Genomic DNA, 11,901 nt, shown 5'->3' on the forward strand with positions numbered 1-11,901 from the left:
AGCCTAGAGCGGCCGCGGCCGGGCCCGGTGCCCGCGGCTCAGTGCTCCTCCTTGCCGCCTTCCTCCTGTCCCGGCCCGGAACGGGTCGGTGCGCCCCTGGGAGCGCCGCCCGGGGACCCGCCCGCGGTGCCCGCGGGACTGCGGGTGCCGCCTTCGGGGCTGCGGGTGCCCGCGGGGCCGCGGGTGGCGCCCTCGGGGCCGGGCACGCCGTGGGAGCCCCAGTTGCCGAAGCCCTTCAGGGAGTGCGGGAGGCGCCGGACGCCGTCCTGCGGCCATTCGTCCGGCTCCCGCCATTCGGTGAGCGTGTGCCGCTCACCGTCCTGGTGGCCGGGGCCGTGGTCGGCCGGGGTCTCCCGGCCGTACTCCTGGCGGGTGTGCCACGCCCCGCCACGGGGCTGCGGTTTCTGCTCGGGGGGCGGTTCCTTGCCCCGGGCCCACATCCCGATCGACACCGCGCCGACGAGGATCCCGACCAGGAAAATGCCCACTACCAGCGGCGCGATGCCGACGATGTAGTCGTGCGGCACGGCCAGCTGGATCTGTTCCAGTGCTCGCATCATATGACCCATTTACCCGCTCTGTCCCAACTCACTCGGGACGGCGGGGATGACCCGGAACGGAGGGTCAGCCCTGCTTCTCGGCCTCCGCCTTCTCGGCCTCCAGGATCGCGTCCCGGTAGCGGCGCGCGGCGGCGCGCAGGGCGGACTCAGGGTCGATGCCGGCCTCCTGGGCGGCGAGCGCGAGCGCCAGCAGGCGCTCACCGGTGTCGGCGGCGTCCTGGCCGGGTGCGGCCACGGACAGGCCCGCCTGGCGGGCCCGGGAGCCGAGCTTGGCGGCGAGCGCGAGCGCGGGCTGGCCGAGGGGGATGCCCTCGGTGACCGAGCCGCGCCGCTTCTCCTCCGCCTTCGTGCGCAGCCAGTGCTCGCGGACGTCCTCCGGCGTCTCGGCGACCTCGTCGCCGAAGACGTGCGGGTGCCGGTGGATCAGCTTCTCCACGATGGTGGCGGCGACGTCGTCGATCGAGAACGGCTCCTCCGGGTCGTCCTGGGCGATCCGCGCGTGGAAGACGACCTGCAGCAGCACGTCGCCGAGTTCCTCGCGCAGGGCCTCCCGGTCGCCCTCCTCGGCGGCCTCGGCGAGCTCGTAGACCTCCTCGATGCCGTACTTCACCAGTTCCTGCGTGGTACGGACGCTGCTCCAGGGGCACTCGCGGCGGATCCGGTCCATCACCTGCACCAGGTCGAGCAGCCGCGCACCCGGCAGGTCGTAGGACCCGGGCAGCAGCTCCAGGTCCGGCATGCGGACCCGGCCGGAGCCGCCGAGCCGGGCGAGCTCGTCGGTGACGCCGCGGTCGCCCTCGCCGCCGGCCAGGTAGACCACGGTGCGGCCGCCCTCGGTGAGGTCGACCAGCTCCCGCCCGGTGGGCGCGGACGCCTCGACGGCGACCCCGGCCTCGCGCAGGTACGGCAGCTGCGGGTGCCCGGGGTCGGGGCAGAGGACCAGGTCGGCGGCGCGCAGCAGCTCCCAGGCGGGCCAGGAGAGCAGGCCGGGGGCGACCCGGTGGGTGGTGGTCAGCAGTACCAGGCGGCCCGGACGGGCGGAGTCATCGGAGTGGTCCACCCGACGAAACTACCTCGCCGCGCAACGGCGCCGGGGCCGGGTCCGAGGTCGGACCCGGCCCCGGTTCCGGTGCATCAGGCCTGGGCGGCGCGGCGGCTCACCTCGGTCAGCCACGGGTCCTTGGTGGCGTCCAGGTCGAGCTTGTCGGAGTTCCATTTCCCGTAGCGCGGGTTGACGTCGATGTTCAGCTTCTTCGACGTGTCGCGCAGCACCTTGATCAGCGCCGTCTGGCCCTCGGGGGTCTGCACGTCGGCGCCGTAGTGGGCGGCGACCTTCTGCATCAGCAGGTCGGTACGGATGCTCTCGTCGATGTCGGCGGGCACCATCGCGTAGGTCTGCAGCAGCTGGGCCTCCAGCGCCGCCTTGCCGCCCGCCTGCTTCTCGGTGTCCCCGCGGGCTTCCTGGAGCTCGTTGCGGGTGACGGAGACGCCCACGTTCTGCGCCGCCTTCTCGATCACCTCGTTCTGCACCAGCCGGTGCACGACGTTGCGCTGGAGGTCGCTGCTGGCCTCGATGAGCTGGGCGGCCTGCGGGGTCTTCTCCTGCGCGGCGCGCACCGCGGCGACCTTCGCCTGGACCGTCTCCACGGTGATCTGCCGGCCGTCCACGACGGCCGCGGCACCTGCGTGCGGCGTGCCGCAGGAGGTCAGCAGTGGCGCTGCGAGCAGCACGGCTGCGGCGGCGGTGGCGGAGAGAGCAGTCCTGCGGCGGAGCATTTTTGCCTCCCGGCAAGGGATCGAGCGACGGTGCACGACCTGGCAGTGATGCAGTGATCGAGGATATTGAGCAGGGCACCGGGATATCCAGCGATCCGCACAACACACTGCACAAACGATCCGCGGTACCTCAGGTGTCGCAGGCGACCCCGTCGCCGTCGCGGTCCAGCGCCCGGGAGTAGCCGGGGTCGCCGCGGTGCAGCGGGGCCGCACTGGCGTCGCGGGCCGCGGCGCAGTTCGCGTACGAAGCACCCGGGGAGGGGGCGGTGCCCTCCTTCCCGTCGCCCGAACCGGAGCCGTCGCTGTCGCCGCTGCCGCCGTTCCCGCCGGCGGACGTCACCGGCCTGCCGGCGTCCGGCAGGGGCTCGTCGGGGCAGGTGCCGAGCACCTTCTCCATGGCGGCCTTCTCGGCCCCGGTGACCCACAGCCCGTACTTCTTCTTCACCGCCACCTGGCGGGCCACGTACGGGCAGCGGAAGGCCTTGTCCGGCGGCAGCCAGGTCGCGGCGTCGCCGTCGCCCTTGCCGCGGTTGGTCGGGCCGTCGACGGCGAGGAGGTTCAGCGGGTCGTTGGCGATCTGCTTGCGCTTGTCGCGGGACCAGTACTTGGCGCCCTTCTGCCAGGCGTCGCTGAGCGCCACGACGTGGTCGATGTCGACCGTGCTGCGCCCGCGCGTGAAGTCGATCCGCTTCCCGGTGTAGGGGTCGTCGAGGGTGCCCGAGGCGACGACGCAGTCCCCGCCCCGGTCGGCGCGGAAGGAGGTGCCGGTGAGGTCCCGGCGGAGTATGTCGTCGCGGGTGTCACAGCCGTTGTGGTCGGTGTCCGCCCAGGCCGCGCCGAACTCGTCCCGCGCGTAGCCCGTCTTGGGCGCCCGGCCCTTCACCGCCAGGTCGCCGACCGCCTTGAGCGCGCTGCCCTTCGGGGCCCCGTCGCTCCCGGCCCCGCTGCCCGTGCCGCTGCCGAGGCCCTCGCCCGTGCACCCGGCCAGACCCACGCCGAGCAGCACGGCGACGGCTGCCGCTGCCGATCCCGCCCTGGTTGTCAGCACCTTGGCACTCTAGGGGGTGGGAGGTGGGGCCGGGCAGGGGGCGTACGACGCCCGGACGGTCAGTGCGCGACGGAGGTTCGGCGCAGCTCGTCCACAAGGGAGAGGAAGAGGAGGAAGTTCGGGATGTCCTTGACCTTCTTGGACGACCAGGACAGGGACTTGCCGGCCTTCTTCAGCACGAGCACGCCGTCGGTGACCCGGACGCCCTCGATCTCCTGCCAGGTGACGGCCCCGCGCCGGGGCGTCGCGACGCCGGAGCGGTTGACCGAGATGTCCCCGAAGGTCAGCGTCCGCCCCTCCGCCAGCATCCGCAGCATTCCCGGCAGCTGGAAGGCGGCGACCTCCTGCTGGATGAACGGCCCCCACCGCTCCGGCTCCGCGTAGAAGTTGAGGATCTTCCGGACCGTGCCGTCCGGCTTGTGCAGCGTGTAGCGGTAACCGGTGGCGACGTGGATGCCGTTGACGTAGGACTCGGTGATCTCCTGCAGCACCGTCATCGAGTCCCAGCGGAAGGCGGCGGGAACGCCGGCGTGGTCGATCTCGACCAGCCCGGACTCGAAGAAGTGGAGGCGCCGGGCGGCGGCCTTGCGGGAGAAGTTGGGGGTGCGCAGGGCATGGTGGAGGAACCAGAGGCCGGGCAGCACGAAGCAGGCCAGCCCCACGAGGATCATGAACACGAAGTTGCACGTCATCAGGAAGCCGTGCCGTTTCGGCATGATCGTGAGGCGGTGCCGTCCGAGCCCCTCGGCCGCGGCGAGGGCGGCGATGTCGTCGGGTATGCGGTCTTCCATGGTGCGTTCCGCCGTTCTCGGGAAGGGGACGGCCCTGGCGCGGCGCGCGCCAGGGCCCGGGGATCGTAGCCGGTGGCTCAGCCGGCGAGCTTGTCGATGTCGACGGTGTCCTTGGCCGCCGGGGCGGTGATCGCGGCCGTCTCGTCGAAGTCGGAGAAGACCATCGTGCCGGGCTCCTTGCCGCCCTTGACGACCAGCTTCAGCAGGTACGGCTTGCCTTCGGTGGCCACGTAGGCGGTGGTGGTCTCGGCCCCGTCCTTGCTGGTGATCGGCACGGCGGGCCTGCCCGCCACGGTGGTGGGCTCGCCCTTCTTCCCGCCCAGCTCGCCGTCCGAGTCCTTCTCCACCTCGACGAGGAACTCGTTCAGGTCGCAGGCCTCGACGAGGTCCTTGTTGTCCGGCGTGTCGGCCTTGGTCTTCATCCACCGGCCGGCCAGGAGGTCCTTCATCGCGGCGCCGTCGGAGCCCTGGCTCTTCCAGAAGGCGTCGTCGCCCTTCATGTAGAGCGAGGGGCCCGCCTTGACGAGCTGGACGGTGCCACCCTCGGCGGTGACCTCACCCTTGCAGTCGCCGGTCCTGCTCATCGTCATGCGGAACTTCATCCGCTCGCCGTCGGAGATGCCGTCGAGGTCGACGGTCATCGCCGGGGCGGACTTCATGGCGGCCACGGCCTTCTTCTCGATGGTGGTGGCCGGCTGGTCGGCGAGGCCGGTGGCGGCCGGTTCCGCCGTGCCGCCGAGCGGGCCGCAGGCGGCCATGGTGAGGGCGGCGGTGACGCAGCCGAGCGCCGTGAGCGCTCCGCGAGTGGTGGCCATGAGGATCGTCCCCCCTGGTGGACAGCGTGTGGATGACGGTTGCGGGCCGGCGGAATGCCCGGGGACTCCGTGAACCGATGGGTCAATGACAGCACGAGCTGTGAACCGAGTCAACATGCAATCTCGATTCACGTGAGTTCACGCGTGAAGGGTCGGATCTTTCGTTCACCGCTATGCTCGGGGCCACAGCCGCACCCCGCCGCGGGAAGGGAGCCAGCCAGGTGCCGGAGAACGCAAGCGAGGTGACCGCCGCCGGGATCGCGCGGCTGGCCGGGGTGGGGCGGGCGGCCGTCAGCAACTGGCGCCGCAGGCACGCCGACTTCCCCAAGCCCGTGGGGGGCACCGACACCAGCCCGGCCTTCGCGCTGCCGGAGGTCGAGAGCTGGCTCCGTGCCCAGGGCAAACTCGCCGAGGTCCCGCTGCGTGAACGGGTCTGGCAGCGGGCCGAGTCCCATCCCTCGGGCACCGCGGCCGCGCTCCGGCAGGCCGGCGCCGTCTGCCTGCTGGTCCGTGACCACCCCGCCGACGGGCCCCGGATGGAGGGCGCCGAGGCCGAGGACGCCGTACGGGACCTCTTCGAGCGGCACTTCGGCGGGCGGTTCGCCCTGGGCACCCCCGTCGACGCCGAACTGCTGCGCGGCGCCGCCGAGCTCGCCGCGGGAATGGGCCCGCGCCAGGCCTACGAGTTCCTGCTCGGACGCCACCTGGACGCCAACCCCCGGCAGTACACGCTGACCCCGGCCGCGCCCGCCGAGCTGATGGCCGCGCTCGCCGGCCCCGCCCGTACCGTGCTCGACCCCGCCTGCGGCACCGGCACTCTGCTGCGTGCCGTCGAGGCCCCGCACGAGGTGTACGGCCAGGAGGCCGACCCGGACCTGGCCGCGCTGGCGGCGCTGCGGCTGGCCCTGCACGCCGACCCCGCCGCCGTGGTGCGGGTCGCCGGCGGCGACAGCCTGCGCGCCGACGCCTTCCCCGGGCTCGCCGCCGACGCGGTGCTGTGCCACCCGCCGTTCAACGAGCGCAACTGGGGCCACGAGGACCTCGCCTACGACCCCCGCTGGGAGTACGGCTTCCCTGCCCGCACCGAGTCCGAACTCGCCTGGGTGCAGCACTGCCTGGCCCGGGTCCGGGAGGGCGGGACCGTCGTGCTGCTCATGCCGCCCGCCGCCGCCTCGCGCCGCTCCGGCCGCCGGATCCGGGCCGACCTGCTGCGGCGCGGCGCCCTGCGCGCGGTGGTCGCGCTCCCGGCCGGCGCCGCGCCCCCGTACGGCATCCCGCTCCACCTGTGGGTGCTGCGCAGGCCGGGCGCCGGCGCGGCGGCCTCCCCGCACCTGCTGCTGGTCGACACCGCGGGGTCGCAGGACGCGGCCCCCGGCGGCGAGAAGGTGCCCTGGCAGTCGGTGCGCGCCACCGTGCTGGACGCCTGGCACTCCTTCGACCGGCACGGCACCACGGAGGAGCGGCCCGGTGTGAGCCGCGCCCTGAAGGTCATCGACCTGCTCGACGACGACGTGGACCTGGCCCCCGCCCGCCACCTGCCGCCGCCCGCCGCGGGCGGCGGGGCGGCCGAACTCGCCGGGGTGCGCGACCGGTTGGCCGCCACCTTGCTGCGCACCGCCGAGCTCACCCCCGCCCCCGCCGGGGCGGCCGAGCCCTCCCGCTGGCCGCTCACCACGGTCGGCGAACTGGCCCGTGCCGGGGCGCTGGTGCTGCGCGCGGGCGGCACCGGGAGCGCCCGCCCCGGTGGCGGTCCCGCCGTGCTCACCGAGCACGACGTCCTCGGCGGTGGCGCGCCGAGCGGCAGCCTGCCCGAGGGGCCACCCGGGGAGGAGCCGGTCCTCACGCAGGAGGGCGACGTGGTCGTCCCGGTGCTCGGCCGGGGTTCGGCCGCCCGCGTCGTCGACGCCGCCACCGCCGGGGCGGCCCTCGGCCGCAACCTCCACCTGCTGCGCCCCGACCCGGCCGCCCTGGACCCCTGGTTCCTCGCCGGCTTCCTGCGCGGCACCGCCAACAACCGCCAGGCCAGCAGCTACGCCTCCACCGCGACGCGGCTGGACGTCCGCCGGCTCCAGGTGCCGCGGCTGCCGCCGGCCGACCAGCGCCGGTACGGTGAACGCTTCCGCACCCTGGCCGCCTTCGAGGAGACCCTGCGGCTGGCGGGACAGCTGGGTGAGCAGTTGGTGCAGGGGCTCTACGACGGGCTGACCGACGGCACGGTGCGTCCCGAATAGTTACGGGATCGGGTGACAGCCCGTCGGCGACGGCGGATACTCTCGCGATACCACCCGCAGCTGTCCTCCGCACTGATGTCCAGGGAGTACGAGAGCAGTGATGAACGGCCCCGGCCCGGTCCCGCCGTACCCACCCGCTCAGTCCAAGGCCACGGCGATCACGCTCCGTGCCATCTTCCTCACGATCACCGCGATCAGCTGCGGCTTCCTGTCCGGCCTCCCGCTGCTGCACCTGGCCATCCAGCGGCGCCGGACCATGGACTGGGTGTTCTTCTGGATCTGCACCGCGGTGAGCATCGCCTCCTTCGCGACCGTCGGCACGCTGCCGGAGGAGAGCCCCTGGACCGACGTGGCGATGCTCACCGCCATCGCCCTCGTCCCCCTGGTCGGCGTCCACTACCTGGTGGCCGACCTGGCGCTGCACCGGGCGGCCGCGGTGCCCGGCTACCCGTCGTACGCCACGACCGTGCCGTACGCCCCGCCGCACCAGCAGGCGCCGCCGCAGCCGCCGGTGGACTACAACCCCTACCGCACGACCCCGCCCCCGCCCGCCGCGCCGCAGGCCCCCGTGCCGCCGCAGTCGCCCGCACCCCCGCACCCGCACCCGCACCCGCACCCGCACCCGCCGCGGATCAACCAGGTGCGGGCCGAACTGGACGAGCTGAGCGACCTGCTGCGCAAGCAGGAGGGCGGTCAGTGAACGGACGGATCGTCGCCGGCCGTTACGAGCTGGCCACGGTCCTCGGTCAGGGCGGCATGGGCCAGGTGTGGACCGCGTACGACCGGCGGCTGGACCGGCGGGTGGCCGTGAAGCTGCTGCGCCCGGACAAGGTGGCCGGCGGCGGCGACGCCGAGGAACTGCGCCGGCGCTTCGAGCGGGAGTGCCGGGTCACCGCCCAGGTCGACCATCCGGGGCTGGTCACCGTCCACGACGCGGGCAGCGACGCGGACGAGCTGTACTTCGTCATGCAGTACGTGGAGGGCGCCGACCTCGCCGACCACCTCGCCGAGCACGACCCCTACCCCTGGCCCTGGGCGGTCGCCGTGGCCGCGCAGCTGTGCGCCGTGCTGTCGGCGGTGCACGCGGTGCCGATCGTGCACCGCGACCTCAAGCCCCGCAACGTGATGGTGCGTCCGGACGGCACCATGGTCGTCCTCGACCTCGGCGTCGCCTCCGTGCTCGACACCGACACGACGCGGCTCACCCACACCGGCACGCCCATCGGGACGCCCGCGTACATGGCGCCCGAGCAGGCGATGAGCGGCGCCGTCGGGCCCCGCACCGACCTGTACGCGCTCGGGGTGCTGCTGCACGAACTGGTCAGCGGCACCGTCCCGTTCGCGGGCGCCACGGCGCTCGGCGTGCTGCACCGGCACCTGTACGAGCAGCCCGTGCCGCTGCGGCAGGTGCGCCCGGAGGTGCCGGAACCGCTGGAGGCGCTCGTGCTGCAACTGCTGGCGAAGGACCCGCAGCACCGCCCGGCCGACGCCCAGGAGACCTACCGCCGGCTGGCGCCGCTGCTGCCGGTGCCCGGCGTCGTCCACCGCCCCCTCGGGCCGATGGACCCCACCCGCCCCTTCCTGCGTCCGCTCGCGCCCTGGCCCGACCGGCCGGCCGCCCCTTCGCAGCCCACCCCCGCCCCGGGCGCGACCGGGGCCCCCGCGGGCCACGGCATCGCGGAGGCCGTCGACGAGGTGAAGCGGCTGCTCGACGCCGGACGCATCACGCAGGCGGTCGACATCCTGGGCGGCGTGCTGCCGGCCGCCGCGGAGAAGCACGGCGAGCAGTCACCGGTGGTGCGGATGCTGCGCAAGCAGTACGCGGCCACGCTGATGGAGGACGGCCAGTACCGCCGCGCCCTGCCGGAGCTGCGCCGGCTCGCGGACGAACTGGCCGCCGAGTCGGGGCCGCTGGGCCGCCAGTCGCTGCAGTACCGCTACGAGGCCGCGCAGTGCCTGGAGCAGTTGGGCGAGGCCCCGGCGGCGCTCGCCGAGTACCGGGCGCTGCTGCCCTCCTTCGAGCAGTACCGCGCCACCGACCCGGAGCTTCCGCTGGAGGTGCGGCGCCGCATCGGCCACCTGCTGCTGTCGGTGGGCGACCGCATGGCCGCCCACGACGTGCTGTCCCGCCTGCTGTACGACTCCGACCGGGTGCACGGCCCGCACCACCCCTTCTCGCTGGAGGTACGGCGGACGCTGACCTGGCTGGGGCAGGTCGGGCGTTAGCGGCCGGCGCCTAACGCCGGGAGCGCAGGCGGCGGGCCACGCGCACCATGCGGCGCACGGTGGTGTTGCCGCGCAGCCGCTGGGCGGCGCTGAGCGGGCCGCCGCCGGGCAGCCCGAGCGAGGTGAGGCGGCGGCGCCGGAAGTAGTACTCGGTGTCCGGGCCGAGGTGGTCCCGCAGCCACGCCGCGGTCTCCTCACGCAGCCCGGGGTGCATCCTGGGCTGCATGCAGAAGCCCACGGCCCGTACGAGCGGGGCGAGTTCCCCGGCAGCGCCGCCCTGGGCACCCGGGGTGGCGACGTCGGGCACGAGGTGGTCGACGATGGTCAGCGGGACGCGGTTGCTGTTCTGGTACGGCGTGAGCCGGTCCAGCACCAGACGGGTCCCGGCCCGTGCGATCGCGACGTCGTAGTAGGCGCTCGCGGTGAGCATCGCGGTGGAGAAGCAGCCGACGACCAGCTCCGGCCGGCAGACCTCGTACAGCGTCTCGGCCAGCAGCGGGCCGTCCAGGACGCGCAGCCGCGCGCCCTCGGCGGCCGCGGCCTCCTCCATCGCCTTGGAGTAGCCGGCCGGCGCCGTGGGGTGGGGCTTGAAGACGATCGAGCGGTGACCCGCGGCGATCGCGCCGCGCACCATGGTGACGTGCAGCTCCTCTTCCTCCTGCGGGGTGAGGATGCGCAGGGCGGCGAGGTACTGGCCGAGCAGCACCGCGGTCGGCGGGTCCTGGGCGAGGGCGGTGAGCCGGGGGTCGTCCGCCGCCTCGACGGCGATCTCCTTGAGCACGGCCCTGAAGGCGTCGTCGGGGACGAGCTCGGGCTCCGCGCCGGTCTCCGCCAGCAGGAGCGGGCGCAGTCCGGGCACCAGGTCGAGGTGGAGGACCCGCTGGACGCGGTTGCCGAGGGGGCCCGGCAGCTTCTCACGGGTGGGCCCGTAGCTCATCAGGCCGTCCGCGTACACGTGGACGGCGCTCTCGGCGAAGATCGTGGCGAGCGCACGTGCCGGGTTGACCTGGATCGACTCCACGACGAGCTCGACGGGGACGTCGCCCAGGCCCCAGGAGTGCCGGAACAACCGCTGCCAGATGGAGCTCTCGTCCTCCAACGGGGCCCACTTGGAGGGCCGGTGCGGGTGGATCACCTCGTTCCACGAGACGACCTCGTCGAAGCGGGTGACGATCCGCTGGTACCCGTGCATGTCGGAGAGCTGGACGACCGTCTCGGGGACCGGGGCGTTGTTGCTCACCAGCAGGATGCGCCGGGTGCCGGTACGGGGCCCGAAGGCGCCGGCGTCCAGGGCGGCGGCGAGGGTCGCGGCGCCGTAGAGGGTCGAGACCTCGAAGATCTGGGCCCGGTCGTGGTTCATGCTCTCCTCAGCCCGTTCGGCCGTCGGCAGGGTCATCGTCAGGCCGCCTTCCGCGCGTCGGCGCGCAGCCGCTGGAGCACGTGGGCGCGCTGGACGTCCATCTCGGCGAGGGTCCGGTCCAGCACGTCCTGCGGCATGCGGGCCAGGGCGACGGCGGACTGCCGCTTGAGCTGCCTGCCGGTCCCGGCGTCGTAGCGCCGCACGTTGGACATGTGGAAGGCGATCAGCGCGCAGTAGGTGCGGACGATCTTGGGCAGGAAGCGCTCGGCCTCGCGGTCGGCGAGCACGTCGTCGAGTATCGCGTCGTGGGCGGGTATGAAGTCCAGCTGCCGGCCGTCGCTGATCTGGGTGAGCGAGTCGCTGACCCCGCGCCGGTAGAAGACCCCGACCGGGCGGATCACCGCGAAGGACCGGGCCGTCAGGTGCAGCCGCCAGACCCACTCGCGGTCCTCCGCGGTCCGCAGGCTGGTGCTGTAGCGCATGCCGCCGTCCTCGAAGAGCCGGCGGTGGTAGATCCCGGCCCAGACGAAGGGGTAGTCGACCATGGTCGACACGTGCGAGGGCGTGATCGCGTCGCGCGGGTCGAGCACGGCGTCCCAGCGCCTGGCAGGGGGGCGGTGCACGACCCGTTCGGTGCCGGTGGCCTTGACGTGCCCGGTGCGCACGAAGTCGCAGCCCAGCCGCTCGATGCCGGCGACGAGCTCGTCGAGGTAGCCGCGGGCGTACCAGTCGTCGCCGTCCAGGAAGGTCACGTACGTCCCGCCGGCCGCGTCCAGCCCGCTGTTGCGGGACTGGGCGACGCCCTTGTTCTGCTCGTGCCGGATCACCCTCATGCCCGGCAGCCGGCGCTCCCAGTGGTCCAGGATCTCCGGGGTGCCGTCCGTCGAGTGATCGTCGACGAGGATGAACTCGGTGTCCGCCCCCGCATTGTTGGCCAGCCCGCACAACATGTCGTGCGCATATGGCTGAATATTGCGGAAGGGGACGATTACCGAAAGTTTGGGCACCTGGGAATCCAGACGATCTCGACGCGGGCCACGGACTCCGGCCCCCCGGACGGTGCCGGAGGACAAGCGTATCGGACTAGATCCAGA

Annotated in this window: 11 protein-coding genes; 3 read left to right on the forward strand and 8 right to left on the reverse strand. The window is 73.5% G+C overall.

Annotated elements, in window-relative coordinates; all coding sequences use genetic code 11:
- Nucleotides 1-38: 38 nt before the first annotated feature.
- The 6 genes from ABZ312_RS22745 to ABZ312_RS22770 all read right to left on the reverse strand — a co-directional run bounded on the left by ABZ312_RS22745 (nt 39) and on the right by ABZ312_RS22770 (nt 4,990).
- Entirely contained in the window at nt 39-560 is a 522-nt protein-coding gene (locus ABZ312_RS22745) for a DUF6479 family protein (protein ID WP_500328674.1), read from the reverse strand.
- Between the two features lie 64 nt (nt 561-624).
- Nucleotides 625-1,620: a nucleoside triphosphate pyrophosphohydrolase gene (locus ABZ312_RS22750; protein WP_500328675.1), complete on the reverse strand. Its 996-nt coding sequence runs from the start codon at nt 1,618-1,620 to the stop codon at nt 625-627.
- A gap of 74 nt (nt 1,621-1,694) precedes the next feature.
- Complete coding sequence (locus tag ABZ312_RS22755) at nt 1,695-2,336, reverse strand: SurA N-terminal domain-containing protein (protein ID WP_500328676.1); 642 nt, start codon at nt 2,334-2,336, stop codon at nt 1,695-1,697.
- A 130-nt stretch (nt 2,337-2,466) separates the two neighbouring features.
- Nucleotides 2,467-3,384, reverse strand: coding sequence for a GmrSD restriction endonuclease domain-containing protein (locus ABZ312_RS22760; RefSeq protein WP_500438636.1), 918 nt, complete (start codon nt 3,382-3,384; stop codon nt 2,467-2,469).
- A 59-nt stretch (nt 3,385-3,443) separates the two neighbouring features.
- The gene (locus tag ABZ312_RS22765; protein ID WP_500328678.1) at nt 3,444-4,175 is read right to left on the reverse strand and encodes a DUF6585 family protein; all 732 of its coding nucleotides are present in this window, start codon (nt 4,173-4,175) and stop codon (nt 3,444-3,446) included.
- Between the two features lie 77 nt (nt 4,176-4,252).
- A complete protein-coding gene (locus tag ABZ312_RS22770; protein ID WP_500328679.1) occupies nt 4,253-4,990 on the reverse strand; it encodes a hypothetical protein in 738 nt (245 codons plus the stop codon).
- Nucleotides 4,991-5,211: 221 nt separating this feature from the next.
- Here ABZ312_RS22770 and ABZ312_RS22775 point away from each other — a divergent pair, with 221 nt between their 5' ends.
- The 3 genes from ABZ312_RS22775 to ABZ312_RS22785 all read left to right on the forward strand — a co-directional run bounded on the left by ABZ312_RS22775 (nt 5,212) and on the right by ABZ312_RS22785 (nt 9,447).
- Entirely contained in the window at nt 5,212-7,221 is a 2,010-nt protein-coding gene (locus ABZ312_RS22775) for an N-6 DNA methylase (RefSeq protein ID WP_500328680.1), read from the forward strand.
- A gap of 100 nt (nt 7,222-7,321) precedes the next feature.
- A complete protein-coding gene (locus tag ABZ312_RS22780) occupies nt 7,322-7,921 on the forward strand; it encodes a hypothetical protein (RefSeq protein ID WP_500438637.1) in 600 nt (199 codons plus the stop codon).
- Nucleotides 7,918-9,447, forward strand: a complete 1,530-nt coding sequence (locus ABZ312_RS22785; RefSeq protein WP_500328682.1) for a protein kinase domain-containing protein — start codon at nt 7,918-7,920, stop codon at nt 9,445-9,447. Before ABZ312_RS22780 ends, ABZ312_RS22785 begins: the two co-directional genes overlap by 4 nt.
- 10 nt (nt 9,448-9,457) lie before the next feature.
- Here ABZ312_RS22785 and ABZ312_RS22790 read toward each other — a convergent pair whose 3' ends face one another.
- Nucleotides 9,458-10,843 (reverse strand): polysialyltransferase family glycosyltransferase, encoded by a 1,386-nt coding sequence (locus ABZ312_RS22790; RefSeq protein ID WP_500328683.1) that lies wholly within the window; start codon nt 10,841-10,843, stop codon nt 9,458-9,460.
- 2 nt (nt 10,844-10,845) lie between these two features.
- Nucleotides 10,846-11,814, reverse strand: a complete 969-nt coding sequence (locus ABZ312_RS22795) for a glycosyltransferase family 2 protein (protein WP_500328684.1) — start codon at nt 11,812-11,814, stop codon at nt 10,846-10,848.
- Nucleotides 11,815-11,901: the final 87 nt, after the last annotated feature.

The sequence above is a fragment of the Streptomyces sp. NPDC006207 genome, assembly GCF_040613835.1.
Taxonomy (GTDB): domain Bacteria; phylum Actinomycetota; class Actinomycetes; order Streptomycetales; family Streptomycetaceae; genus Actinacidiphila.

Bases quoted from the DNA above. Each gene is read 5' to 3' on its own strand.
- ABZ312_RS22745 (WP_500328674.1), bottom strand. From the start codon at position 560: ATGATGCGAGCACTGGAACAGATCCAGCTGGCCGTGCCGCACGACTAC.
- ABZ312_RS22755 (WP_500328676.1), bottom strand. From the start codon at position 2,336: ATGCTCCGCCGCAGGACTGCTCTCTCCGCCACCGCCGCCGCAGCCGTG.
- ABZ312_RS22765 (WP_500328678.1), bottom strand. From the start codon at position 4,175: ATGGAAGACCGCATACCCGACGACATCGCCGCCCTCGCCGCGGCCGAG.
- ABZ312_RS22770 (WP_500328679.1), bottom strand. From the start codon at position 4,990: ATGGCCACCACTCGCGGAGCGCTCACGGCGCTCGGCTGCGTCACCGCC.
- ABZ312_RS22780 (WP_500438637.1), top strand. From the start codon at position 7,322: ATGAACGGCCCCGGCCCGGTCCCGCCGTACCCACCCGCTCAGTCCAAG.
- ABZ312_RS22790 (WP_500328683.1), bottom strand. From the start codon at position 10,843: ATGACCCTGCCGACGGCCGAACGGGCTGAGGAGAGCATGAACCACGAC.